At 44.5% G+C, this 24,345-nt stretch carries 26 protein-coding genes, 1 pseudogene and 1 riboswitch; of the genes and pseudogenes, 6 read left to right on the forward strand and 21 right to left on the reverse strand.

Annotated features, from left to right (window positions below):
• Positions 1–8 precede the first annotated feature (8 nt).
• Entirely contained in the window at positions 9–995 is a 987-nt protein-coding gene (moaA, locus tag SWP_RS22050; protein WP_020914928.1) for a GTP 3',8-cyclase MoaA, read from the forward strand.
• Between the two features lie 387 nt (positions 996–1,382).
• Here the strand turns inward: moaA (SWP_RS22050) and lepB are convergent, their stop codons facing one another.
• A complete protein-coding gene (lepB, locus tag SWP_RS22055) occupies positions 1,383–2,069 on the reverse strand; it encodes a signal peptidase I (RefSeq protein ID WP_020914929.1) in 687 nt (228 codons plus the stop codon).
• Between the two features lie 572 nt (positions 2,070–2,641).
• On the opposite strand from lepB, the pseudogene SWP_RS22065 reads away from it, so the two are divergent.
• A pseudogene (locus SWP_RS22065) lies at positions 2,642–2,884 on the forward strand (GTP 3',8-cyclase MoaA); the annotation flags it as partial.
• Positions 2,885–3,970: 1,086 nt separating this feature from the next.
• Here the strand turns inward: SWP_RS22065 and SWP_RS22075 are convergent.
• Positions 3,971–4,402, reverse strand: coding sequence for a GNAT family N-acetyltransferase (locus SWP_RS22075; RefSeq protein WP_020914931.1), 432 nt, complete (start codon positions 4,400–4,402; stop codon positions 3,971–3,973).
• 572 nt (positions 4,403–4,974) lie between these two features.
• Here SWP_RS22075 and SWP_RS22085 point away from each other — a divergent pair.
• Together SWP_RS22085 and mutM are read left to right on the forward strand one after the other, a co-directional pair.
• Positions 4,975–5,427, forward strand: a complete 453-nt coding sequence (locus SWP_RS22085; RefSeq protein ID WP_044556189.1) for a hypothetical protein — start codon at positions 4,975–4,977, stop codon at positions 5,425–5,427.
• 45 nt (positions 5,428–5,472) lie between these two features.
• Positions 5,473–6,288 (forward strand): bifunctional DNA-formamidopyrimidine glycosylase/DNA-(apurinic or apyrimidinic site) lyase, encoded by an 816-nt coding sequence (gene mutM, locus SWP_RS22090; protein WP_020914936.1) that lies wholly within the window; start codon positions 5,473–5,475, stop codon positions 6,286–6,288.
• Here mutM and SWP_RS22095 read toward each other — a convergent pair.
• The 16 genes from SWP_RS22095 to moaA (SWP_RS22170) all read right to left on the reverse strand — a co-directional run bounded on the left by SWP_RS22095 (position 6,285) and on the right by moaA (SWP_RS22170) (position 18,394).
• Positions 6,285–6,950, reverse strand: coding sequence for a TVP38/TMEM64 family protein (locus SWP_RS22095; RefSeq protein ID WP_338057148.1), 666 nt, complete (start codon positions 6,948–6,950; stop codon positions 6,285–6,287). The two genes, mutM and SWP_RS22095, sit on opposite strands and share 4 nt — an antisense overlap.
• 31 nt (positions 6,951–6,981) lie before the next feature.
• The gene (locus SWP_RS22100) at positions 6,982–8,466 is read right to left on the reverse strand and encodes a capsule assembly Wzi family protein (RefSeq protein WP_020914938.1); all 1,485 of its coding nucleotides are present in this window, start codon (positions 8,464–8,466) and stop codon (positions 6,982–6,984) included.
• Between the two features lie 36 nt (positions 8,467–8,502).
• A complete protein-coding gene (gene coaD / locus SWP_RS22105) occupies positions 8,503–8,985 on the reverse strand; it encodes a pantetheine-phosphate adenylyltransferase (protein ID WP_020914939.1) in 483 nt (160 codons plus the stop codon).
• Between the two features lie 157 nt (positions 8,986–9,142).
• Positions 9,143–9,817, reverse strand: coding sequence for a TIGR01621 family pseudouridine synthase (locus SWP_RS22110; protein WP_044556191.1), 675 nt, complete (start codon positions 9,815–9,817; stop codon positions 9,143–9,145).
• Between the two features lie 51 nt (positions 9,818–9,868).
• Positions 9,869–11,125, reverse strand: a complete 1,257-nt coding sequence (locus SWP_RS22115) for a sensor histidine kinase (RefSeq protein WP_044556593.1) — start codon at positions 11,123–11,125, stop codon at positions 9,869–9,871.
• 49 nt (positions 11,126–11,174) lie between these two features.
• Entirely contained in the window at positions 11,175–11,852 is a 678-nt protein-coding gene (locus SWP_RS22120; RefSeq protein ID WP_020914942.1) for a response regulator transcription factor, read from the reverse strand.
• 3 nt (positions 11,853–11,855) lie between these two features.
• Complete coding sequence (locus tag SWP_RS22125) at positions 11,856–12,377, reverse strand: hypothetical protein (RefSeq protein ID WP_020914943.1); 522 nt, start codon at positions 12,375–12,377, stop codon at positions 11,856–11,858.
• A gap of 44 nt (positions 12,378–12,421) precedes the next feature.
• On the reverse strand, positions 12,422–12,772 hold the full coding sequence (locus SWP_RS22130; protein WP_020914944.1) for a NirD/YgiW/YdeI family stress tolerance protein: 351 nt from the start codon (positions 12,770–12,772) through the stop codon (positions 12,422–12,424).
• A gap of 101 nt (positions 12,773–12,873) precedes the next feature.
• Complete coding sequence (locus SWP_RS22135) at positions 12,874–13,998, reverse strand: ABC transporter ATP-binding protein (RefSeq protein WP_020914945.1); 1,125 nt, start codon at positions 13,996–13,998, stop codon at positions 12,874–12,876.
• The gene (gene modB, locus SWP_RS22140) at positions 13,979–14,659 is read right to left on the reverse strand and encodes a molybdate ABC transporter permease subunit (protein ID WP_020914946.1); all 681 of its coding nucleotides are present in this window, start codon (positions 14,657–14,659) and stop codon (positions 13,979–13,981) included. The genes SWP_RS22135 and modB overlap by 20 nt, the downstream gene beginning before the upstream one ends.
• Complete coding sequence (gene modA, locus SWP_RS22145; RefSeq protein ID WP_020914947.1) at positions 14,659–15,438, reverse strand: molybdate ABC transporter substrate-binding protein; 780 nt, start codon at positions 15,436–15,438, stop codon at positions 14,659–14,661. Before modA ends, modB begins: the two co-directional genes overlap by 1 nt.
• Positions 15,439–15,522: 84 nt before the next feature.
• Positions 15,523–15,972 (reverse strand): molybdopterin synthase catalytic subunit MoaE, encoded by a 450-nt coding sequence (gene moaE / locus SWP_RS22150; RefSeq protein WP_020914948.1) that lies wholly within the window; start codon positions 15,970–15,972, stop codon positions 15,523–15,525.
• 1 nt (position 15,973) lies between these two features.
• On the reverse strand, positions 15,974–16,225 hold the full coding sequence (gene moaD / locus SWP_RS22155) for a molybdopterin synthase sulfur carrier subunit (protein ID WP_020914949.1): 252 nt from the start codon (positions 16,223–16,225) through the stop codon (positions 15,974–15,976).
• 5 nt (positions 16,226–16,230) lie between these two features.
• Positions 16,231–16,662: a cyclic pyranopterin monophosphate synthase MoaC gene (gene moaC, locus SWP_RS22160; RefSeq protein WP_420804956.1), complete on the reverse strand. Its 432-nt coding sequence runs from the start codon at positions 16,660–16,662 to the stop codon at positions 16,231–16,233.
• A 143-nt stretch (positions 16,663–16,805) separates the two neighbouring features.
• On the reverse strand, positions 16,806–17,330 hold the full coding sequence (moaB, locus tag SWP_RS22165) for a molybdenum cofactor biosynthesis protein B (RefSeq protein WP_020914951.1): 525 nt from the start codon (positions 17,328–17,330) through the stop codon (positions 16,806–16,808).
• A gap of 83 nt (positions 17,331–17,413) precedes the next feature.
• Positions 17,414–18,394 (reverse strand): GTP 3',8-cyclase MoaA, encoded by a 981-nt coding sequence (moaA, locus tag SWP_RS22170; protein ID WP_020914952.1) that lies wholly within the window; start codon positions 18,392–18,394, stop codon positions 17,414–17,416.
• Positions 18,382–18,518: riboswitch (molybdenum cofactor riboswitch) on the reverse strand. Its footprint overlaps the gene before it by 13 nt.
• A gap of 252 nt (positions 18,519–18,770) precedes the next feature.
• Here moaA (SWP_RS22170) and SWP_RS22175 point away from each other — a divergent pair.
• Together SWP_RS22175 and SWP_RS22180 are read left to right on the forward strand one after the other, a co-directional pair.
• Positions 18,771–20,420 (forward strand): electron transfer flavoprotein-ubiquinone oxidoreductase, encoded by a 1,650-nt coding sequence (locus SWP_RS22175; protein WP_020914953.1) that lies wholly within the window; start codon positions 18,771–18,773, stop codon positions 20,418–20,420.
• A gap of 321 nt (positions 20,421–20,741) precedes the next feature.
• Positions 20,742–22,658 (forward strand): methyl-accepting chemotaxis protein, encoded by a 1,917-nt coding sequence (locus SWP_RS22180; protein WP_020914954.1) that lies wholly within the window; start codon positions 20,742–20,744, stop codon positions 22,656–22,658.
• Positions 22,659–22,708: 50 nt separating this feature from the next.
• Here the strand turns inward: SWP_RS22180 and SWP_RS22185 are convergent, their stop codons facing one another.
• The 3 genes from SWP_RS22185 to SWP_RS22195 are packed head-to-tail and all read right to left on the reverse strand — an operon-like array spanning position 22,709 to position 24,345.
• On the reverse strand, positions 22,709–23,035 hold the full coding sequence (locus tag SWP_RS22185; protein WP_020914955.1) for a DUF4870 domain-containing protein: 327 nt from the start codon (positions 23,033–23,035) through the stop codon (positions 22,709–22,711).
• 51 nt (positions 23,036–23,086) lie between these two features.
• Positions 23,087–23,785 (reverse strand): MOSC domain-containing protein, encoded by a 699-nt coding sequence (locus tag SWP_RS22190; RefSeq protein WP_020914956.1) that lies wholly within the window; start codon positions 23,783–23,785, stop codon positions 23,087–23,089.
• A gap of 20 nt (positions 23,786–23,805) precedes the next feature.
• Positions 23,806–24,345, reverse strand: a complete 540-nt coding sequence (locus SWP_RS22195) for a GNAT family N-acetyltransferase (protein ID WP_228371093.1) — start codon at positions 24,343–24,345, stop codon at positions 23,806–23,808.

The raw sequence follows: 24,345 nt of genomic DNA on the forward strand, positions 1-24,345 counted from the left end.
TAAGTAGTATGAGTTTGATTGTTGATAACTTTGGCCGCACAGTCGAGTACCTACGGCTGTCAGTCACAGACCGCTGTGATTTTCGTTGTGTGTATTGCATGAGCGAAGATCCGTGCTTCTTAAGTAAAGAGCATGTACTTAGTCTTGAAGAGCTAGCCTGGGTTGGCCAAGCCTTTACTGAGTTAGGGGTAAAGAAGATTCGCTTAACGGGTGGCGAGCCGCTAGTACGTACTGACTGCGATCAGTTAGTTAAACTGCTTGGTAAACTACCGGGACTTGAAGAGCTGTCGATGACCACCAACGGTTCACGGTTAACCCGCTTTGCACACGAGATGCATGACTCAGGGCTTAACAGGCTCAATATCAGCCTAGACACGCTAAAACCGGATCTGTTCACCAGCCTGACCCGCAACGGCAAAGTTGATCGAGTTATTGCAGGTATAGACGCCGCCCGCGCTGCAGGTTTTAAGAAGATTAAAGTGAATGCAGTAATTCTGCGTGGCCAAAATGATGATGAAGTATTAGATCTCATTGAATTTTGCCGCGAACGCGAACTCGATATCGCTTTTATCGAAGAGATGCCTTTAGGTGTTATTGATGAGCGGAAACGCAGCCGTCATTGCAGTAGTGAAGAGATCAAGGCGTTAATTCGCGAGCGCTACCAGCTGAACAGATCTAATCGCCGCACCGGTGGCCCTGCACGTTACTACACTATGCCGGGCAGCGATATTCATGTTGGTTTTATCTCGCCTCACAGCAACAACTTCTGCCATGAATGTAACCGCGTGCGCGTAACGGTTGAAGGACGCTTATTGCTTTGTTTAGGCAACGAGAACTCCGTCGATTTAAAAGCGATTGTACGTGAATTCCCAGGAGACATAGAAAAGTTAAAAACCGCCATTTTAGATGGTATTAAGCACAAACCAAAAGAGCACCACTTCGATCCCAACGGCGAAACCCAGATCTTAAGGTTTATGAATGCCACTGGTGGATAACCATTGCTGAATGGCAATGTCGCTTTAGGTGTTTTTATTCGCCGTTAGTGTATGGCCGTTTCAATGAGTTTAAACATAAAACCTGACGTCAAAAGCGTCGGGTTTTGTTTATCTAGTTTTCAGCTCACTTTTACACATGGATGAGTGGAAGTCATACCTCAGTTTACCATTGGGCTATCTGCCACACTCTGGTTACTTACAGGAGGCGCCTCATCGTTAATCAGGAGAAGGATTATAAAAACTCTGCCTTTCTGCAATAATAATCGAACTAAAATTCGGCAGGTACACAACTCAGTTGCTGACGCTCACATCTATAATAGATTACGATAGCGCATTAGGGGTTGCTCGTTAATTTTTATATAGTGGTAACATTATGTAGTAGCTCTACTAAAAGTAAGTAACAGCAGACTCTTCGGATACTTTATAAGCTAAAAAAAGTTCAATTTGGGACAGCTTAACGGGACCAAAATATCTAGAATCATGGCTGTTATACTTATTATATCCTAATAAATAATATGATTTATCTGTCAGCTGAATTTTTTCGATATGCAAACAATCGGAGAGTGGCTTATATTCATTGTAAAAAGAATCACCATTGATAAACACCTCATAATCGCAAACAAAAATATTATCACCAGGAACTCCTGCAACAGCTTTAATGATACCTATATTTCCTTCCTCATGCAGTTTTTTAACGGTTGTGGTAACGATATCACCTCTTTCTATAGCATCTCCCTCTCTTATCTTGTATATCAAACGGTCGCCAGAGTTTAAAACTGGTTCCATTGAACGCCCTTGTACATCACTAATAGCGTAACCAAAAAGAAAAAAGTGCTCCGTTTTAAGTAAATAAGTATAACCAATTAAATATAGCAAAGCTAAACTTAGTGCTTTAAGTTTTATATCTCTAAACGCTACCAAAAGAATCACCAGTAAAATCAAAAACAGAAACAAAAACATTATCGGGTAATGTTGTAACGATTTAAAGTTAGAGAAGTGATCGTTCCATCTTAAAATTAGCACATGAGTAATAAAAAACATTACAATAACAAAATTTAGTTTTAACGCCCTCATATTTACTCACTCTTATGGCGACCTATTAAATTAGGGCTATCGCTAGACAACCCTAATACCGTCATCTAAGGCCTTTCACAAGTAGGCATTTCTTTGGTTCCACCTGTTACATATCCATTTCTAGTTTCACTGGCCCTTTGATCAATTTTGTCCATATGGTCCCAGAAGTCATCCCATATACCAGGGCTTCCAGCCTCGCCACGGTCTCCGTCGTTCCCACCATTACCACCATAGACGGACTTTACTTCATTTAATGTGAGAACCTTATTACTCAACATATTAATCTTCCTTTTAATATTTAATGAATATCTTCTTGCCTTATACCAACGAATACCTACAACTTCGAACCGCAGTATTCAGCAGCGGGAACCAGAGTAGTTGAGAATATATATATATCAAGTGAATAATTCTCATTAAAACATCTCTATCAGAATAAACATTTCGGTATATTACAAATACTCCGATGATAAGTTCCTCGCCAAAATAATGAAAAATTTCTATAAACTTTATGAAGAGAGTAATAATATTTAAAAGAGCCTTAAATGCTGTAACGCTCAATTTAGGCAAAAGTGAACAGCAACAACTTCTACCATGAATGCAACCGCGTTCGCGTCACGGTTGAAGGGCGTTTGCTGTTATGTCTTGGTAACGAAAACTCCGTCGATTTAAAAGCGATTGTACGCAAATTCCCAGGTGACATAGAAAAGTTAAAAACCGCCATTTTAGATGGTATTAAGCACAAACCAAAAGAGCACCACTTCGATCCCAACGGCGAAACCCAGATCTTAAGGTTTATGAATGCCACAGGTGGTTAGGCGTTCTTGAACGGTTATGCCGCTGATGGTGTTTGTATTAGCCGTAAGTGTTTGGCCGTTTCAATGAGTTTAAACATAAAACCCGACGTCAAAAGCGTCGGGTTTTGTTTATTTGACTGGTTGATACCCCACGATTGATTCAGCACTAATCTAAAAGTTAAACAAAAGTCGTTTTGGAAACGAATGAGTAATGTCAGATAACAGTGGTTCCAATTGCCTGCGGCAGGTGATGAGCAGGATGCTAGAATGTCGTGATCACATGGATGTAAATGAACGACCGTATGTGCAGACGCTACAGGGGCTCGCTGCAAGCACATCTGACCTCCAAGGATGGAGGAAATGCCAAATTCTGTATGGAACAGAATTGGCCATGACCGCTCTACGATGGCATCCATGCCACCAAAGGCCGCAGCCGCATCTACACCGGGTTGGAAAAGCATTTAGACTTAGGCTTCACTAATTAAAAACAAAAAACCTAACGAAAAACTCTGTACTAACAATACACACCAATTCCCCATCGAAGTTGCCGAAGTACGCAGATAAAAATGCCGTAGAACCATCATGGATGATGATTCAGGCTCGGGCGTACATGGATGTCCCATCTGAGCCGTTAGGCGATTTTTAATGGAGTATGAGGCCTGTACTTAATGCATGTAACTTTGTCGGGGCGGCTCGGGAGATGCAAGAGGGGGAAGCTGTTGCCCCCCTTTTGCCCTGGTGTGGGATGGAATCCCACGACCTTAGTTGTTAGACGAAGTCTGACTTATAAGTCAGGCGTAGCCTGGTAGGTTAAGAAAAACGAGCAAAAGTCTCGTTACTCAAACATCTGATGACTATTAAGTGACTATACTTTGAAAAAAGTAAAATGGATTAGCGAGCCAGACGAACAACAACATCAACTCAAAAGCCACAGAAAACACCAGTTCCCCCATTGGCGTTACCGAAGTCATTGAAAACAAATTGCGTGAGCGAGGCATGGATGCCCAAATATCATGCTCAATGATATACCAACATCAGATACGGAAACGCCCAAAGTTATTAGCTTTGGGCGTTTCTTCTAACAAATTTGGCTACAATGTATCGAGCCTATAGCTCCATATGCAGAATCGGAAACGGTTTACCCATATCATCGATTGGTGAGCGCGAAATAACTTTAAACCCCATATGCTGGTAAAAGCCTACTGCAAGCGGATTTTGCTCATTAACATCAACCTTGGCAGCGGCTAATTGCTCAATAGCATATTGCAATAACGCTGTACCAACGCCTAAGCCTCTAGCTTCATTTAATACAAATAGCATCTCAACCTTGGCATCGTGAACACCTACAAAACCAAGGATTGAACCGCTTTCGCTTTTAATGCACCGCAGTGTTACTGCAGGAAAGGCTTGTTCGATAATTATTGGTTTAAAAAACTCAATATCTTCTTCTGTAATAAAATCATGAGTGGCTCGGACTGAGTTTTCCCAAACAGCAAGCATTTCTGCGTAATATTCAGGAAGTACACTTTCTACAATCATATTTTTGTCTCGATAGTTGACTGAAATTGATGTGCAGCCGCCAGTGTATTTTATGCCAGCAACCCCAATAGTTCTACCTTGGGTATATGATCTAGCTTTATTGATCACCTTACTATCTATTGCTGGAATCGAGCAATAGTGACTTCAATGAGCTCAAGGTTAGCCATAGAAAGAGTGAAATCGACATCCACTCACAAATCACAGAAAACATCAGCTCTCCCATCGAAGTTGCCGAAGTCATTGAAGACAAATTGCGTAAGCGAGACATGGATGCCGAGATAGCCTCAGGTGAGCCAGGGATGGCGAATATGAGGCGATAGCGATTTTCGAAAATGGCTGAGGATCAACAACTTCGTCGGGGCGGCAGAGGTGATCCAAGAGGGGATTGCTGTTGATCCCCTTTTGGCCGAGTGTGAGCAGGAAGCTCACGACTTTAGTCAGGCGAAGCCTGATGCATTCGTCAAACGAAGTTTGATTAAAAAGTACCCAATGGCCACCACCATCCGAAATTTGTGGTTCACCCAACTTGCAGATACACTTAATAGTTAAGTAACCTTTTGAATTATATCCCTATGGCCTTTTCCCGCAAAAAGTGGAATACCATTATTATTCTGGCATCTATCTTAATGATCTCAGTCCTCACTGTCATTGAAGACAATCGCCACCAACCAACCATGCAGACGCAGGCTCTTTTCGATCAATCAGCGCCGCTGTCACAGCTGCAACTTGGCGACCATTGGCTGCAAAAACGTCAATCTGGCTGGCAATGCAGCGAAGAAGTGCTTAACTGCCTAGAATGGGCTAACGCATGGGAACAGCTGCATATTTCGGCTTTGACCGAGCAACCACAAACCGAAGGCGAACCACAGGAAGTGGTGATCCAAATTGCCGATATTGATACTGCACTACTTTGGATCCTGTTTGATAACCAAGGCTTATTAAAGTCACCAACAGGTAACTGGTACCTTATACCGGCCAGTTTACGAGAACAATTAGCACCCATTATTCGAGCCAAAGTTAACTAAGCCATTTTCTGTAGCCCACAGCCTAAATGAATAAGAGATTAAACAATGCCGGAACTCCCCGAAGTAGAAGTCACCAAGCAAGGAGTTTCTCCTTATTTAATTGATAACAGGGTGACGGATTTAATCATTCGCAACCCTTCACTGCGCTGGCCTGTGCCTGATATTGCTAAACAGATAATCGGCCAAACGATTAGAGCAGTGCGACGCCGTGCAAAGTACTTACTGATAGATACTGATGCTGGCACGACAATTGTCCATCTTGGCATGTCAGGAAGTTTGCGGATCTTGCCTATAAACAGCCCAGTTGAAAAACATGACCACATCGATTTGGTACTCGCTAGCGGAAAAATATTACGTTACAACGATCCACGACGTTTTGGTGCATGGCTCTGGAACGAGCTACCAGAACAGGCTCACCCACTATTAGCTAAGTTAGGACCCGAGCCGTTAGAAAGCGCATTCAACAGCAGCTATCTGTTGAGCGCTTTAGCAAACAAAAAGAAGGCGATAAAACTGTGCTTGATGGACAATCATATCGTAGTTGGGGTCGGTAATATTTATGCCAATGAGGCGCTATTTGCAGCGGGTATTCACCCACAAGCAGAGGCGGGTAAGGTCGATGCTGAGCGCATTAGCATATTAGTTGCAGAGGTAAAACAGATCCTTGCCCGAGCGATTAAGCAAGGCGGCACCACCTTGAAAGATTTCACCAACGCCGAGGGGAAACCGGGCTACTTCGCCCAAAAGCTACATGTATATGGTCGAGGTGGTGATACTTGTACTCATTGCGGTCAGTTACTCAGTGAAATACGTTTAGGCCAGCGAGCCACTGTATTTTGTAGCATCTGCCAACAGCGTTAATCGCCAGCTTTTATAAGCTGCTTGCCTAATCGAGTGCGATAAAGGTAGATGCCTATTGCTAGCGCTATTGCAAATAGCGCTACGCTCACCTGCAGATGATGCTCGTCGCTCAGGCTAACGCCCGCTCCGGCAAAACTAAAGATGAACATCTGCGGTAAAAAGCCAATACCGCTACCCACAAAAAACTGCCACGGGCTAACACAGGTGGTTCCCGCAAGCAGGTTGGTGATGTAATTACTGCCTAGAGGCAATAAACGGATCATCAAGGCTTTAAGCCAAGTTTTGTGGATAATAAGCGCTTCTAATTTAGTAAGTTTCTTCTCAAAGCGGCGTTTAATCTGTTCGCGAAATACAAAGCGGGAAAAGTAAAATAGGATGATACAGCCCAGCAGCGCCGCGATAGTGGCAAAGATAGCGCCCTGCACACCACCCAAGGCATAGCCAAAAACAAACGCCAGTACTTGCCTTGGCCCAGCAATACAGGAGAAAAAAGCCCCCATCAATACCAGTTCAGCCACAGCGCGGGAGCCATTATCTGCGACATAATCAGCCACCCACTGACTATCACTCAAGCGCTGAAAAAAGCCTTGCTGAACGGTCACAGCCACCAATATAGCCATAAATAGCAGTCCAACGAGCCTGACGAACAGCTTAATATTCACCTGTTATCTCTGTGAAGCGAGAAAAGGGCTGTTAGAAACGGTATTCATAGGTACCAAACACAGTGGCATCGGTATCATTTTCTTCAGTTTCAAATTCAGATTGTGACACGGTCCCACCAACGCTCATCATCCCTTTCCACATAGGCATGCGGTAACTCAGCTCTAGCATCAGCAAGTCTTCTTTAGGTGGCTGTGGCGCCCATGGAGAGCTTGGCGTCTTGCCATCATTATTAAGCTGAGCGTAGCGCAGCAACGAGGTAAAGCCTTTGCTATTGGCATATTGTCCAATTAAACCTAACACATAGACTTTAGCATCGCTGTCATAGGTACTACCAAGCGAACGGCCGTAGTAGCGTGAACCACTTTGATAGGTTGAGTGCTCATAAAAACAGTTAAAAGCATTGGCATCTTCCTGGCAAAAGACCATGGTATCTGTGTACTCAAAGAATAATTTGTACTGCTGACCGTCGAAGTTAAAACGGCTGTCAGCACCAAACATCGAGCCGCAGTCTACGATATCCCATGGCATTGACCCTTTTGAGTCTTCACAGGTTCTTTCATAATAAAGGCCAAATGGCACATTATACCAAGTATCGCTAAAGCGGATATCATAGCCGGCCATCTGGTTACCGTAGTTGGTACAACCTCCTAAGGCTTCTTCATTACGGCAATCTTTCTGTCCAGTAATCGATTTAAAGGCACTCTCAAATGAACACTCTTGGCCGTCACCACAAAATTGCGTTGTCCAAGAAACACCAATCTCTAACTGTCTAAATGGACGGATAGAGCCACGTAGATTCCACAACAGAGTATTGGGAACAGCCCGTTCCTCCTCCATCATGCTGACACCGGCGGTAAAGTTCCACGGACCAATCCATGATAGCCATGGCGTTTCAAATGCTTGAGCATTATTGCGGCTTAACATTAATGATGGCATGGGTCTGGCGTTGTTGGATTTATGCAATGAAGAGTCAAACCCTGGCCCCCACCACTGTTCAACAGCACCTAGCGTCACCATCCAATTACCCATCGCCATGGCGAGATAAGAGTCATCAAAACGAAACTCTTCTTCATCTACCGGATCATAATTAGCCGAAGCCGATACTTTATAGGCAAATCTATCACCTAAGTATTCATAGGAAGCGTTAGCTTCTCCCTGCTCACGATAGTCCGAACCAAAATGTTGGAAACGAGCAGGATCGCTTGCTGCAGCAAGCTTAATACGAGTATTACCGCGATTCTCAACCGCATTACGATAGTTAAAATTGACACGAGAATAAGCATCTACTAACGCAGGGGACAAAGTTGAAGGTTCCGCTTTGGCAAGATCAGCACCTATACCGGACCACATTAACGGATAGGTATTTACTGGCACGGTAATGACTCCAGCATCTGCCAATGCTTGAATATCCGCTCTTAAGTAAATATCAGAAGTATCAACCCATGGCGCCGCACTTAACATCGCCGAACTACATAAACTCAAAAGTGCCAGCAGCTTAATACCGAGTGACTTCATACCGAGTGATGATGCGTATTTTCTCATATTTGCTGATTAACCCTGTTCTTTCTTCATTAGTGCATTAGCGACTTTAATATGGACAAACTGACTGACGTCACCACCATGATGGGCAACCTCTTTAACTAAAGTCGATGAAATAAAAGAGTTTTCTTCTGCTGGGGTCAAAAATACACTTTCTAAATCAGGGCTAAGACGGCGATTCATGTTGGCTAACTGGAATTCATACTCAAAATCAGAAACCGCTCTAAGGCCTCGAACTAACACACTTGCTTGCTGCTCTTTGGCAAAATCCACCAGCAGCCCGCTAAAACCAACCACCTCGACATTATCCAAATGAGCAGTGACCGTCTTAAGCAGTTCAATGCGCTCATCAAGCGTAAAGCGCGGCTTTTTAGATGGGTTAAGCGCAATGCCGATAACCACATGCTTAAATAATTTAGCCGCACGCTCAATCAGATCAGCGTGACCATTAGTAACGGGATCAAATGTTCCTGGATATATGGCTCGTGTATGCACAATTATCTACTCATGTTTAAACAGAAAAGGGTTAGTTATACGCCAGTTAGACACTATAACAACAGTATTTAGCGGCGACTATATTACGCGCTATCTGCTAGATTGTGAATGCAGAAGCTTAGATATTCCTTAAGCGAGATTGCCAGCAAACTTGAAACTACTTTACCTTAGGCCAAGTTAGCTGCTCGGGGGATTGCCAGTGCTGTAGCTGCTCAATCACCGCTTGGCTGTTAAAAGCAACGCCTGAAGGCGGGGCGACACTGTATTGATAGGCTTGTGCTTTATAGCTGAAGTTTAGGCTGTAGGCATGCAGATAACCTCTGTCAGACGCATCACCGCCATAAAGTTCATCGCCCAAAATAGGAACCCCAATACTGGCTAATGCTACACGTAGTTGGTGGGTTTTACCGCTTAAAGGTTTGAGCAGATAGAGGCGCAAGCCATCGCCAACAGAGTGAGAGAAGAATTGTGTTTTAGCGGGGTTATCCATGCTGCGCAATAATTTATGCATACTGCGCCGAGATTTGGCCATATCGCCAATCACCCAACCTTGTTTCTTTTTGGGTTTACCCTTTGCTAGCGCTAAGTAGTACTTTTGCACCTTATGTTCGCTAAATTGACGAGTAAACTCCGCTGCAACAGCCGAAGACTTAGCAAGGATCAGTAAACCAGAGGTCATGGTATCTAATCTGTGTACTGAATATAACTTAATCCCTAGATCGAGCTCCGCCTGAGCAACCACACCAGCGGAGCCATCTTGACTGTGGAAATGGATATTAGCTGACTTACAAATAACGATAAAATCAGCTTCATCGGCAATGATTTGGTACATAAGAATTCCACAAACAGGCGTGAGCAATTTAACAACCAAGATGCTCGGGTATCAAAAAGTAATCAGTACTTTTAATCCCGGCTGGTTATCCATTAAGGCTATTTTAGCATTATGCCGCGACAGAATCGCCTTCACCATAGATAAACCTAAGCCTGTACCTTTGTGATGTCTGCTTGGGTCTAAGCGCACTAAGCGCTCAAACACTTTATCGCGAGAACCAACAGGGATCCCTGGCCCATTATCTTGAATAGATATCACATTACGATTCTGTGAGATAACAATCTCAGCCCCTTCACCGGAGTATTTAATGGCATTATCGACTAAATTAAATAGCGCTTGAAATAGCAGATACTTGTCGCCACTAACTTTAAACTCTTCCCCCGTCATCAATTTTAGTGACTGGCCGTTAAACTCTGCCATCGCCTCAGCCATCTCAAACAGATCTCGGCTGATATTTTGTAAGCTCAATGACTGTAGTTCCAAGGTCTGTTGCCCCTCTTCAATACGCGTCAGAGACAGCATAGCGTCAAACGTTGCCAAACAGTGATCTAACTCTTCGGTAATAATGGCGCACCCCTCAGCTAGCTCCTCTTGTGGCTTGTCTGGTAACTGCTCCAAGCCAATACGCAAATGCGACAGTGGCGTCCGCAGGTCATGAGCAATATTGTCGGTCACACCACGAACGGCCGCTAAGTTCTTTTCTAAGGTGTCCAGCACTCTGTTAAATTGCTGCGCCAACATGTCAAACTCATCCTGACGCCAACTCACCGGCAATCGAGTTGAATATTGCCCCTGCTCTATCTGTTCACTTAAGCGGTTGTATTGCACTAACCTTCGCAAAATGGCCTTTGAAAACAGGTAACCCAGCGCTAAAGTTAGCACCACAGTGAGCATCAATGCAGTAATCGCTGCATTGGTAAACTTATCGATTAGGGTACCGAGTTGGTCGACTCGCGTCGCAATTAACACTGGGCCATAGCGAGTCATCACCATGCCGCCAGTGAGAATGTGTAATTTATCAGGTCCGCCGGTAAACACCGGGAACTCTCGCTTAGCAGGTAGCATAGGCATGTCATTTGGGATCATGCTTAGAGAACCAATAAGATCAAAGGAGTTGCGCCACACAATGAGGGCGACTTTAGGATCGGCACTGCGCACTTGAGTTGCAAAGCTGCGTCTATCAAGCGTGAGCGCCATCTGTTGATAGCGGGTTTTCTCTGCATCAAGGTGTAGATCCAGTTGATACTCTTGCTCATTAATCAACTGTCGGTACATGCCTAAAAGCAAGGTGCCAATAATCAAAGTCACCAATGCAGAGAAAATAATAGTAATGCGCCACGCACTACTTTGGTAGGGCTTAATGCCCTTGGCGTAAGCGATAACCTGCCCCTCGGACAGTTTCAATCAGCTCACCGTGGCCTAGTTCTTCAAATTTACGTCTAAGCTTAGCAATATGCACATCAATTACGTTAGTACGCGGGTCAAAGTGGTAATCCCACACAGCTTCAAATAACAAGGTGCGGCTAATCACTTGATTCTCATGTTCCATCAGGTATTTCAGTAACTGAAACTCTTTCGGTTGCAGTAAGATCTCTTGCCCATCAAGGGTCACCTTACGGGTTAACAATTCAATCGACAGTGGACCAACACTTAAATCTGTCACCATTGGCTGAGATTCGCCGCGCTGCATCAATTTTTCTGCCCGCACTAACAGCTCTGAAAACGCAAATGGCTTAGTCATGTAATCATCACCACCAGCACGCAGGCCTTTAACACGCTCATCAACATGGCTTAATGCCGATAAGATAAGAACAGGTGTTTGGCTGCCAGTTGCACGTAGCGCTGCTAATAACTTAAGGCCATCGAGCTGAGGTAACATTCGGTCTAATATGATTAAGTCATACTTCATGCTGGTTGCTAGCAACAATCCTTGATGACCATCGGTAGCGGTTTCAATGTTATGCCCCTGCTCTATAAATCCTTTTACAACATATTCAACTGTCGTCGCGTCGTCTTCGACCATGAGTATTTTCATACTTTAATCCCATTTGAGCAGTGGTAGTAATTGCTTGTTTTCCATGTCGAAGGCTAACTTACGTTTACCATCAACCTCTAAAATTTCTAACTCTATGTAGCTTATGCCAAGGTCATTATCGACCTCTGCTTTAACTAAGTGGCCGCCGCTGTCTTTGCAAACAATCGTGAGCATCTCAGAGAATGTGATTCCATTCTCTTTCAGCATCATAATGCCAGCAAGCTCGTCGTTGTCGCCATTTTTCAAGCGTTCAACCTCGCGCTCCTTGAGGCTGCCATCTAGCGTGCGGTATTCATACTCTATTTTCGTTTTTGCCTCTGGATCGATCACCTTAAACTCATAGACCAACTCTCCATTTTTGAGTTCGGCTTCAAATTCAGAGATCACGCCAGGGTGCAGCTGTTCGAGCTTTTGCATCATCTCTATCGGCGATGGATAATCACCGGTCGACATGAGCGGATACAAACCTTGTCCTGCAAATGCACTACCTGATACTAATAACAACCCAACTAGCCAACGAGCCATGGCTCCTCCGAAAACTAAAACGCTAAATCACTTTCTATAAAGAATTATTGAGAAACCAGACGCATACTGTCAATTTCTATTTCAATGCCTTGCCATTCATCGTCAACTTCACCAATCAAAGTCACCTTAGTGTCACTAGAGACGTCCATTTCACGCCACAATGCATTATCAATTTCAACTTCTACATCACCACTTTCGTCGCGAAATAGATATTTTTCATCACCTAAACTTTGGACTAGATAACCGGTTAACTCAACGGGGGTATCATCTTTTGCCTTAGCAGCATCAGCGGCGGTCGAAGAATGACCCGCTACACCTGGGGCATTATAAGCAGCCATTGCAGGCATGGTTAATACCGCAGATAAAATGATTGAACCAGTTAGTGCTTTTTTCACTGAATAAACTCCCCGTCAAGATTAGGTGTCCATCTTATAAAAAACCACATAACAGCAAGGTGACGTAAAGATTAAACTTTGATCATTCATTTTGCCAAATACTAGCTTTCTGCTTCAGCTTGAAGCTCCAAAATATGGATCAGTTCAGACTTCAACGCTACCGTTGTCTCCCCTCCTTCAACAAGCTCCAGCTTTTTAGCTAGGTGCAGTGGCACCTCAGCATTAATTTTATGCTTTACTCCGACAACACTTGCTAACACTCTTACCGTCTCGCCCATAATCAACATAGATTCAATAGTAATATCTAGTTTGTTAAAACTGCGACATAGCCTACCTTGCTTAATCGAATTAAATCTAACGCCCTGATTGGGTATGACCCAGCGGACTTTGGTACCGACATCTAAACTTTCAAAATAGGTGCTGGCAATCAGATGCTCACCAAATTTTAGCCAAGTAATCTGCCGCTCCTCTTCTTGTGCTATCACATGGGCATCAAAGATATTACGCAGTCCCATTTGTTTAGCAACCGCTTCATCACGTGGCCTTGTCAGCACCTCTCTAGGTGAGCCCTGTTGCAACATTTTGCCTTGGCTTATCAAGATCATGCTATCAGCCAATAGCAAGGCTTCATTGAGATCATGTGTCACCATTATTACGGGAATCGCTAACTGCTCCTTTAAACGCGCAAGTTCCAAATACAAGCGTTCTCGGGTTTCCCTATCAACGGCAGAGAAAGGTTCATCAAGTAGCAATACAGAGGGCTCTCGTGCCAATGCACGCGCCAAGGCGACACGTTGTCGCTGACCACCAGAAAGGTTGGCGGGCAATCTATCAGGTAATCCATGCAAGTTTACTCGCTCAAGCCAATCTTTAGCTCTCGGCGCACGTTCAGACTTTGGGATATGATCTAATGCTGCAATCACATTCTCTAAAGCCGTGAGATTCGGAAATAGTCCAAAATGTTGTGGAACATAGCCCAAATGCCGCTGCTGAGGAGTGAGTTGAATAGATTTATCACCACAAAACCAGCTGACGTCGCCATAGCGAATTTCGCCCGATTGCGGCTTATTGAGGCCAGCAATCATTCGCAGCAAAGTTGATTTCCCACCACCAGATGGACCCACAACGGCAAGCACCTCGCCCGCTTTACAGACAAATTCAGCGTCAAGGTTGATATGCTCTGTTTGTTTAACCCGGCAGTATAGATCAGCGACGACTTGAGACATGTTGTCCTCCCACGCGTCGCGATAAACTAGTGGTTAGCGCCAATACTGTAATCGCAAATAGCAATAGCACTAATGACATATTGCCCGCACTGGCAAAATCAAACGCCTGCACACTATCGTATATAGAGATGGCAATAGTTTTAGTTTCGCCTGCAATATTACCGCCCATCATCAGCACCACGCCAAACTCGCCTAGTACATGGGAGAAACAAAGCACCATTGCCGTCAGGACACCAGGCCAAACCATAGGTAGCTCTATTTTAAACAACACTTTCAGACGGCTCATACCACAACAAGCAGCAGCATCACGCACATCTTCAGGCACAGCTTCAAAAGCGCGTTGAATAGGTTGAATAGCGAAAGGAATATTTACCAAAATAGAGGCTATGACTAGCCCTGAAAAATGGAATACCAGCTGATGACCAAGTAACTGCTCTAGCAATTGCCCTAACCAAGACTCACTGCCTAGTCCCACCAACAAATAGTAGCCGATGACTGTCGGTGGTAGCACTAACGGCACCATCACCAGCGCCTCTACCCATGATTTTCCACGAAATTGACGATAAGCCAAAAAGCGCCCAGCCAAAATAGCCATCGGCACTAAAATAACCACGGTAACCGTACTCAGTTTAATCGACAGCCAAAGTGCTTCCCAATCCATTAGTTATCCGCTTTGCCAAAACCGTACTCAGCAAAAATATGCTGCGCTTTATCGGTTTGAATATAGTGATAGAAATTTTCCGCTGTTTGACCAGCCTTAAGCGTCAATACCATACGCTGTTTAAGCGGTGTGTATAGAGATTGTGGAATCACAATATAATTGGCGCGGCGTTTAAATCTTTCGGCGGATGCCAAAGACAGAGCAACTAACCCGCCCTGGGTTGAACCACTAAGTGCAAACTGCGCCGCTTGGGAAACATTTTCACCGAAAATGAGCTGTGGTTGAATGGCTTGCCATAAGTTTAAGTTTTTCAGCACCTCTTCGGCTCGCTCACCGTAGGGCGCATGCTCGGGGTTGGCAATAGCGAAACGTTTCAGCTGCTGACTGTTAATTAACTGCTTCACACCATTGAGTTGCTCATCCAGTTCAAGTGGTGAGTTCTTCGGTGCCGCCAAGGCCAGTTTGCCGACGGCATAAACAGCCCCCTCTCCTTGAGCTTGGCCTGCATTGCTCAACTGGTTGGTGTAGCGTTCATCGGCAGATAGAAATAACTCAAACGGCGCACCGTGCTTTATCTGTGCAACGAAATTCCCAGATGAGCCATAGGTGATTCGCACTTTAGCCCCCGTATCTTGCTGGAACTGTTTCGCGACATCATCTAAGGCAAACTTAATACTTGACGCTGCAGCAATAGCCGGTACATCTTCAGCTGCCAAAGCTTGTTGACTCAGTAACATCAACGGCATTAAAGCCGATAGTAAAAAAATCCTAAGCTTCATCAGGCAACACCCTCAAATTTTATTCATACCCATTGTACTTCAAGTACTCATTTAACAGGTATTTAGCCGAATGGGTATAGTCAGCTATTTTTTATTCCACACATCAGCTGCTTGCTCGTCGCTGTCACGCGCTTCTACCCAACTTGCACCTTCTTCACCCGCTTCAAGCTTCCAAAATGGCGCTTTGGTTTTCAAAAAGTCGATTAGAAACTCACAAGCGGCGAAAGCAGCTTTACGATGGGCGCTGGTCACGCCAATAAACACAATCTGCTCTCCTAACGCCATTTTACCTACGCGGTGGATAATCGTGACATGGTTCAGCGGCCAACGTTCACGCGCCTGTGCTTCTATTTGATTCAATACCGATTCGGTCATGCCTGGATAATGCTCAAGCGTTAAATCGGTAACGGCACTCCCATCATTAAAATCACGCACTTTACCCACAAAAGTGACTACGGCACCATCGCCATTATCTTGGCTAATCAGTTGATATTCATCAGGAACACTAAAGTCTGTTGTTTGTACGCGGATCATTTTAACCTCCAGTCACTGGCGGAAAGAAAGCCACTTCATCACCATCCTCAACGGCGGTGTCCCACTGACTGATAGTTTGGTTTACAGCAACAAGTAACTTGTCCGAGGCCATCACTTTGGCCCATTTATCATCGGTAGCAGCTAGTGTCGCTCGCAGCCCTTCGGCTGTTTGAGTATGCTCGCCCGCTTCCACTTTAACGCTAGCAGTGCCTAACAACTCTCTTACTTGAGCAAAAAACAGTACGTTTATCATTTCATTTATACCTTAAAGTGACCCGATTTACCGCCACGTTTCTCAAGTAGACGAACTTGAGAAATCACCATATCTTTTTGTACCGCTTTACACATATCGTATATGGTTAACGCAGCAGTAGAGGCTGCAGTTAATGCTTCCATCTCGACACCAGTCTTACCTGACAACTTACATAGGCTGCGGATCCAAACGCGGTTGTGTTCTGGCTGAGCTTCGAGTTCAACCTCAACTTTGGTCAGCATCAACGGGTGGCAAAGCGGGATAAGGTCGGAAGTTTTCTTAGCAGCTTGAATGCCTGCAATACGCGCGGTCGCGAACACATCGCCTTTGTGATGGCTACCACTCATGATCATTTCGAGCGTGTCACTCGCCATCTCGATATAAGCTTCTGCTCTCGCTTCACGTTCAGTGACTGATTTATCAGTTACATCAACCATGTGCGCATTACCATCCGCATTAATGTGGGTAAAAGCATTTGTCATTAGAGTAAAACCTTCTTAATCAATATATTTCAAAACACGGAATAGATTGCCAGTATGCTCTGCAATGCGTTGTCTGAGCGCACCGTATTATCTATAAGTTAGTCTATTATTTTCTTAACGTGCATCACAAAATTACATGGTCGATGCGTAGCATCAAGCTGCTCTTTGAGCACTTTATTCCAACCTGTTTTACAAGCTCCTGTAGAGCCTGGTAGGCAGAATATTGCCGTTTTGTTAGCAATACCACCTAACGCACGTGATTGCACTGTGGAGGTGCCTAGCTCGGTATAGGTAATGTGACGGAACAGTTCGCCAAATCCTTCGATATCTCGATCAAAAAGCGGTTTTACAGCTTCGGGAGTATTATCTCTTTCGGTAAAACCAGTGCCACCTGTGGTGATAATCACCTGCACATTCTCTGAAGCGACCCATTGTGAGATCACCGAACGAATTTGATATTTATCATCTTTGATAATTTGACGGTCAGCCAAGTTATGCCCTGCTTCTAGCAGCGCACTTTCTAAAAACTGCCCAGAAGTGTCGTTGTCAAGACTACGCGTATCTGACAAGGTTAAAACAGCAATGTTGAGTGGCAAAAATTGGCTCTGAGTACAATGTCCCATAACGGTCTCTTTAAATAACTAATTTAGGCAATGCAGCGATTATAGCGGCGATGTGACGTAAGGTATTTGCGCCACATCAGGAATTAACCACCAATAGAAGCAAGATGTTGGGTAACGCCAGTGATCCCATCATGCAAAAAGTGTGTCTCTTTTTTCTGTGCGAGTTGACCATGTAAGCGCTCAATTAACTCTGACTGTTGTTCAGGGGTTTGCAGCAGATCTCGCAGGTCAACACCATTTTCAGTAAATAAACACAGATGTAGCTTGCCGTTAGCTGATACTCGCAAGCGGTTACAGCTGGCACAAAAGTTTTTTGCGTAGGGCATGATTAAGCCAATGCGCCCCTGATAATCTGTATGGCTGAAGTTTTGCGCGGGACCATCATCTGCCGCTGGAGTATCAAACTGCCAACCCGCCTGCTCAAGCTGAGTTTTAATATCAGCTCCCGCTAAATGGTGGGCTTTAAAATAGTCATGGCCTAAGCCAGTTTCCATTAATTCAATAAAACGTAAGTCAATCGGCGTACTTTTTATCCAATGTAAAAACCGTGGTAGATCTTTATCATTGAGCCCTTTAAGTAAAACCGCATTGATTTTTACTCGCTCAAAGCCAGCTTCCAGGGCGGCGTCAACACCACGCATCACCTCATCAAACTTGTTTTCACCGGTAATTTGATAAAACATCTTAGGATCAAGACTATCAACTGAAATATTGATGCGCCTCAGCCCTGCGTCGTACCACTCTTGAGCATGCTTCGCTAAACGATAACCATTGGTTGTGGTAGCAATCGTATTGATCCTATCGTTGTCTTTAATAATGCGAATAATGTCGGTGAAATCTTTACGCAATGAAGGCTCACCACCTGTAATACGGATCTTTTGCGTACCGACTTGCGAGAATGCCGAAACGAGATGCTCTATCTCATTGAGATCGAGAAATTTAGGTTTACCGTCAGGTCGATAACCATCAGGAAGGCAATACGTGCATTTGAAGTTACACACATCAGTCACTGACATGCGCAGATAATGAAACCGTCGACCAAAATTGTCTTGTAGTTGGGACATGATCACCTTTCCAAGTAAGGGGAGGTGAGATCATTTCTTTTCTCACCCCGGTGGCGTTATTGCCACGGCTAAAAACCCGTATCTGTCTCGACGTAGGATTAGAAGCTCGGAGAACCGTCAGATTTGATTATAGGCGTATTTTGATGACAAACCATAGTCAATTGAGCCCAAATAGCGCTAAAAAGCAGCACGTGTGGAATTTTTGTGACACTAATCACCTCAAAAAATGCTTAAATTTACTGCACTGGAACTGTTTAAACTCTGTGCCATAGTGTTATTTTGAGGTAAGGTGGGCAATATATTAAAACACCCGTTTATAGTGAGCTCGGTTGAAATCGCTGTAAGTTATCGGGGGAAAATGAAGGAAGGTGAACTGATGGAACGCGAATCGATGGAATTCGATGTTGTAATCGTGGGTGCAGGGCCCTCAGGATTAGCAGCAGCATGTCGTTTAATGCAAATATCTAAAGACAGTGGCCAAGAGTTAACTGTTTGTGTGGTAGAGAAAGGCTCAGAGGTCGGAGCGCATATTCTCTCCGGTGCAGTGTTTGAGCCTAAAGTATTAGGCGAACTTTTTGACGACTGGAAAACCACAGGCGCACCGCTGCTCACCGCCGTCACTCAAGATGAAATTCACATGCTGAGCTCAGCGAATGATTCCCGTGCAATGCCCAATGCGTTAGTGCCTAAAACCATGCACAACGAAGGCAATTATATTATTAGTGTTGGCAACCTATGCCGTTGGTTAGCAGAGCGAGCTGAAGAGCTCGGTGTCGAAGTATTTCCCGGCTTCCCCGCTAGCGAACTACTATTCAACGAGGATGGCAGTGTCAAAGGCATTCAAATCGGAGATATGGGAGTTGGCGAAGATGGTCAACCTAAAGATGGCTATGAGCCAGGCATGGAGCTACATGCCAAATATACCGTATTCGGTGAAGGTTGCCGCGGCCATTTGGGCAAGCAACTGATTGAGAAGTTCCAACTTGATAACGGTAAAACACCACAACATTACGGCCTTGGTTTTAAAGAGATCTGGACCGTACCCAGTGAGCAACATGAGCTAGGCAAAGTGGTCCACACTGGCGGTTGGCCGTTAACTGAAGGCGCATCTGGTGGTGGCTTTATGTATCACCTTGAAGATAATCAAATTGCGGTAGGCTTAATTGTTGATCTCAATTATGCCAATCCACACCTGAGCCCATTTGATGAATTTCAACGCTATAAAACCCATCCTGTAATTGCAAAAACACTAACTGGTGGCGAGCGTATTTCCTATGGTGCTAGGGCAATTACTAAGGGCGGCTTAAATTCACTGCCCAAACTGACCTTCCCTGGTGGCATGATTATCGGTTGCGATGCAGGTACCTTAAACTTTGCCAAGATTAAAGGCACCCATACCGCCATGAAAAGCGGTATGTTGGCTGCAGAGACATTAGCTCAGGCAATGTTGGCTGGCGTTGATGCGGGTAAAGATCTTGACTGCTTACAAGATCGCTTTGACGAAAGCTGGTTAAAAGAGGAGTTATACTGCTCGCGCAATTTTGGTCCTGCTATGCATAAGTTTGGCACCTACCTTGGTGGCGCCTTTAACTTTGTCGATCAAAACTGGTTTGGCGGTAAGTTTCCCGTCACCCTTAGAGACGAGAAACCTGATTATGCCCAGATGGCTGAATCAAGTGCCTACAGCAAAATTGATTACCCCAAACCTGATGGGAAGTTGAGTTTTGACAAACTGTCATCGGTATATTTATCAAATACCTTCCATGAGGAAGACCAGCTTTGCCACCTACGTTTAAAAGATGCCCGCATCCCAATCGATGTAAACTTGGTCAAGTTTGATGAACCTGCACAGCGCTACTGTCCAGCGGGTGTTTATGAGATCATTGAAGAAGCCGGTGAGAAAAAGTTTGTGATTAATGGTCAAAACTGCATCCACTGCAAGACATGTGATATCAAAGACCCAAGCCAGAATATTACCTGGGTAACCCCTGAGGGCGGCGGTGGTCCTAATTACCCCAACATGTAGTTGTTGAGATTAGCCACAAAACTTTTAACCTATTAACGGTTTGATAATTTTGCTGATTACTAGGTAAATCAAAAATGCACACCATTAGGTGTGCATTTTTAGTTGCGAATATAACAAAAAGTAGACATAATCCGCGGCGCTAATATAAGAGTAATAATTTCAAGCTGAAATTCAGATACCTGCCTTACATCCTACACGTTACAAAATAGATCCATCTATACAAAAATATGCGTTAAACGGTTTCGCTAGCCTTACGACGGATCTGCTACCACTAACTACTTTCAGCCTTCAATCACGGCTGCTTTAGGCGATCGAATTTTTATGAAATTGAATATGCTCACGATCAAACAGAAAATTCTCCTCACTGTCACAGTGACAGTATTACTCTCCACCGCCCTTGTTGGCATACTTAGCCAGCAAAGCGCTAAACAAGTGGTAGAGCAGAGGATGCTGACCTCAGAAATGCCCAATATGCTGGCGCAAATTCGCAACAAAGTTGAACTCAATATATCAACCTTGATGAATGCTGCAGAGCAGCTCGCCAATAACCGTATGTTACTCCAATGGCTTCAAAATGGCCGCCCTGCAATAGATGAAGCATTAGTGGTCAACCAGCTTAATGACGTCGCCCGTCAATACGGCTTAGCCCAAGCCTCGTTTGCCGATAGAGAAACGGCTGCCTACTACACACAAGATGGTTTTTTAAGAGTTCTCACTCCAACACAAGACGCTTGGTTCTTTGACTACAAGAATAGCGGCCAAGAGAAGATGCTTAACGTTTTCACCGAAGCCAACGGTGATGTGAAGCTGTTTATCAATTACCAGCAACCCAATGGCCGTGGCCTTGTTGGCTTAGGTAAGTCACTCGACGATATGGTGCAACTGTTAAGATCATTCAAAATTGAACAATCAGGCTTTGTTTACTTAGTTGATAGCCAAGGACAGGTAAAACTACACCCAAATACTAGCCAAATTGGCAAGATGAGTCTTAATAATTTATACCGTAATACTGATACTGCGAGCTTAATGCAGCGCACTGATTTCAATCTAATGAAAACCAATGTCAATGGCGAAGAGATGCTCATTGCTAGCAGCTATATCCCCTCAATGGATTGGTATTTAGTAGCACAAGTGCCCGAAAGCGAGATTTTCTCACTCCTTGAGGAGTCTGCTTATAAGATCCTAATTTGGACCGCGCTGATTGCAGCGGTGTTTATTGCACTATCTAGCTTAGTTGCCAGTTCCGTCAGCCGCCCAATTGCTAAGGTTGCAGACATGCTGCACAACATTGGGGAAGGAGAAGGCGATCTTCGTCAACGCTTACCTGTAGATGGCAGTGACGAACTCGCGCAATTAGCAAAAGGGTTTAATAGCTTTATCAGCAAAATTCAAACCTCTGTGATTGAGGTTGCCGATACCAGTAAATTACTTGGCGCCTCCGCTATTGATGTCTCTCATCAAGCTCAGCGTACGCTAGAGGATAGCCAGCAACAGAAAGATCAAACCATCATGGTTGTGACAGCAATTAACGAGATGGGGGCCACAGTGAACGAAATTGCCAGCAACGCCGCCCAAGCTGCCGATACAGCGAGAGCCGCTGATACCGATTCAAATAATGGCCAAGTGGTGGTGACTCGAGCTCGAGAAACCATTAGTCAACTTTCTAATGATGTCGAGCAAGTGGGTGAAGTGATTGAATCACTCGCTACTCATACTAAGTCTATCGAAAGCATTCTTGACGTGATTAGAGCCGTTTCGGAGCAAACTAATCTGCTCGCACTTAACGCAGCTATTGAAGCTGCTCGAGCGGGTGAAGCAGGTCGCGGCTTTGCCGTAGTAGCAGATGAAGTGCGTAACCTTGCTTCACGCACTGCAACATCAACCAACGAAGTGCAAGTGATGATCGATAAGCTACAAGCGGAAGCTAGCCGCGCGGTTGAAGCGATGGAAAAAAGTCGCTCTCGTTCAATTGAAGGAGTCAATGCAGTTGATGAAGCGAGCCAGTCGCTCACTGGCATTAGCGAACGCATTGGCTCTATTAGTGATATGAATATTCAAGTTGCAGCTGCCACTGAAGAACAGTCTACGGTAGTGGAAGATATTAACCGTAACGTCAGTGATATTAATGATATTACTCAGCGCACTGCCGACACTGCTGAAGATGCTGCGCGGGCGAGTCAATCATTAACCCATCTAGCACATAGACTCGACTCATTAGTGGCCAACTTTAAAGTATAGTGCTAAGACCGTCATTGCCTATCGACCCCTCTCGATAGGCAATCACATACCTATGAGCGAGCCTTAATAAAGTTAATCGACATTGGGTACTTATAACTCTCACCTTCACTGGCTTTCATCGCTGCAATAATGGTAAATACAATATCGACAATCGCAATAATGCCCAGCAATATAAAGCCGATACCAACCAACATTAAAACAACACTGATCATCGCGTAGATTGCGATACTAATTTTAAAGTTTAAGCAGTTGCGACCACAGCTATCGACAAATGGCAGCTCATCTCGCTTCATCAACCAAACAATTAGTGGGCCTAAAATACTGCCAAATGGGATCAAATAGCCTGAAAAACTAGCCAAATGCACCACGATCCCCATGTTTTTTTCATCTTGTGTCACAATTCTATTCCTTGAAATGGTTAATAAAAACTAAGCTTGTTGTACGCCATATAAGCGCATTTGCCAATCTTCAATGGCATTATTATTGATGCGGCGCTGTAAACTGCTCACCCAAGAAGCAGCTAATCCCGAACAATCCGCTAAACGTTGATATTGAAAGGCATCAAATTCCGGTAAAAAATAGATATGCATCGCTTCAGCAACACTGATATCAGAGCAACGCTCTAACAGCGTAATCGTATCGCTCGTATGTATAGTTCCTGACTCCAGCACCCGGTAGAACCAACCACAACGGCCACTTTGCTGCATCGCCAAAGCAAACTCTTGGTGGTCAAACTGTAGATTTAGCTTAAAGCAGGGTGAGCGAGGCTGAGTCACCTGCAGTTTTACTTCACCAATTTGAATAATGTCACCAATGTTTACTTGGTGTTCATCGAGCCCAACAGTGCTGATATTCTCGCCCATCGCTGGCGCATCTTTAAAGCCTGAGATTAAATCCCAACGACGATACTGACCATAATGTTCACGCGGGAAATGGTGCAATACTCTATCAAGGCCGCCGTGGTGCTTAGGGTCAGCTTGCGCATCACCCTCAACATGTTCAGAACCTACAAGCAACTGATCCACAGCTGATTTGTTATTGATAGCCGACTGAACCGATCCCAAATCAACAATACTTGAACCGCGATACAAACCGGAAATCTGCTTTACCAATACTTGAGATGCCATCTATACCTATCCTAAAAAACTTAAATGATACTAATATTCACATGCTCTGAATCAGCAAAATTATCATCGAGATTTAATGAAAAGTGCCGCCATATGTCATCCTTACAAACGTTTGGGTCGGCAATAAAACCGAGCTTTTCGAGCGTAGAAACTGAAGCGAGATTATCAAGCTTAGCTCGACCAATCAAACGGCTTAAACCATAACGCGTAGAGGCAAGCATAATTGCAGCTTGCGCAGCCTCAGTGGCGTAGCCTTGGCGCCAATGTTGACGTGCGATTCTAAAGCCGAGATCCACATCAGCCATAGCATTGGGCCGACTTAAACCGCAAAAACCTATGTACTCATGTGTATCACTTAAATAGAGCGACCAGCGACCGAAGCCAGTTAAACGATACTGGTCATAGTTAGCGATAAAGCTAGCGGCCTGAGCAACATCGACAAATGCAGTGTCACCGGTATATTTGAGCACTTGAGGATCCTTATTAAGTCGATAGAAACCTTCCGCGTCAGCCACTGAAAACTGTCGTAATTCCAGCCGGGCAGTCTTGGCTACTATCAA

The organism is Shewanella piezotolerans WP3, from assembly GCF_000014885.1.
In the GTDB taxonomy this organism is placed as follows: domain Bacteria; phylum Pseudomonadota; class Gammaproteobacteria; order Enterobacterales; family Shewanellaceae; genus Shewanella; species Shewanella piezotolerans.

Excerpts from the sequence above, each read along its gene's own strand:
- moaA (WP_020914928.1), top strand. The coding sequence starts at position 9 with ATGAGTTTGATTGTTGATAACTTTGGCCGCACAGTCGAGTACCTACGG.
- lepB (WP_020914929.1), bottom strand. The coding sequence starts at position 2,069 with ATGAGGGCGTTAAAACTAAATTTTGTTATTGTAATGTTTTTTATTACT.
- SWP_RS22075 (WP_020914931.1), bottom strand. The coding sequence starts at position 4,402 with ATGATTGTAGAAAGTGTACTTCCTGAATATTACGCAGAAATGCTTGCT.
- SWP_RS22085 (WP_044556189.1), top strand. The coding sequence starts at position 4,975 with ATGGCCTTTTCCCGCAAAAAGTGGAATACCATTATTATTCTGGCATCT.
- mutM (WP_020914936.1), top strand. The coding sequence starts at position 5,473 with ATGCCGGAACTCCCCGAAGTAGAAGTCACCAAGCAAGGAGTTTCTCCT.
- SWP_RS22100 (WP_020914938.1), bottom strand. The coding sequence starts at position 8,466 with ATGAAGTCACTCGGTATTAAGCTGCTGGCACTTTTGAGTTTATGTAGT.
- SWP_RS22110 (WP_044556191.1), bottom strand. The coding sequence starts at position 9,817 with ATGTACCAAATCATTGCCGATGAAGCTGATTTTATCGTTATTTGTAAG.
- SWP_RS22120 (WP_020914942.1), bottom strand. The coding sequence starts at position 11,852 with ATGAAAATACTCATGGTCGAAGACGACGCGACGACAGTTGAATATGTT.
- SWP_RS22125 (WP_020914943.1), bottom strand. The coding sequence starts at position 12,377 with ATGGCTCGTTGGCTAGTTGGGTTGTTATTAGTATCAGGTAGTGCATTT.
- SWP_RS22135 (WP_020914945.1), bottom strand. The coding sequence starts at position 13,998 with ATGTCTCAAGTCGTCGCTGATCTATACTGCCGGGTTAAACAAACAGAG.
- modB (WP_020914946.1), bottom strand. The coding sequence starts at position 14,659 with ATGGATTGGGAAGCACTTTGGCTGTCGATTAAACTGAGTACGGTTACC.
- modA (WP_020914947.1), bottom strand. The coding sequence starts at position 15,438 with ATGAAGCTTAGGATTTTTTTACTATCGGCTTTAATGCCGTTGATGTTA.
- moaE (WP_020914948.1), bottom strand. The coding sequence starts at position 15,972 with ATGATCCGCGTACAAACAACAGACTTTAGTGTTCCTGATGAATATCAA.
- moaD (WP_020914949.1), bottom strand. The coding sequence starts at position 16,225 with ATGATAAACGTACTGTTTTTTGCTCAAGTAAGAGAGTTGTTAGGCACT.
- moaC (WP_420804956.1), bottom strand. The coding sequence starts at position 16,662 with ATGGTTGATGTAACTGATAAATCAGTCACTGAACGTGAAGCGAGAGCA.
- moaB (WP_020914951.1), bottom strand. The coding sequence starts at position 17,330 with ATGGGACATTGTACTCAGAGCCAATTTTTGCCACTCAACATTGCTGTT.
- moaA (WP_020914952.1), bottom strand. The coding sequence starts at position 18,394 with ATGTCCCAACTACAAGACAATTTTGGTCGACGGTTTCATTATCTGCGC.
- SWP_RS22175 (WP_020914953.1), top strand. The coding sequence starts at position 18,771 with ATGGAACGCGAATCGATGGAATTCGATGTTGTAATCGTGGGTGCAGGG.
- SWP_RS22180 (WP_020914954.1), top strand. The coding sequence starts at position 20,742 with ATGAAATTGAATATGCTCACGATCAAACAGAAAATTCTCCTCACTGTC.
- SWP_RS22185 (WP_020914955.1), bottom strand. The coding sequence starts at position 23,035 with ATGGGGATCGTGGTGCATTTGGCTAGTTTTTCAGGCTATTTGATCCCA.
- SWP_RS22190 (WP_020914956.1), bottom strand. The coding sequence starts at position 23,785 with ATGGCATCTCAAGTATTGGTAAAGCAGATTTCCGGTTTGTATCGCGGT.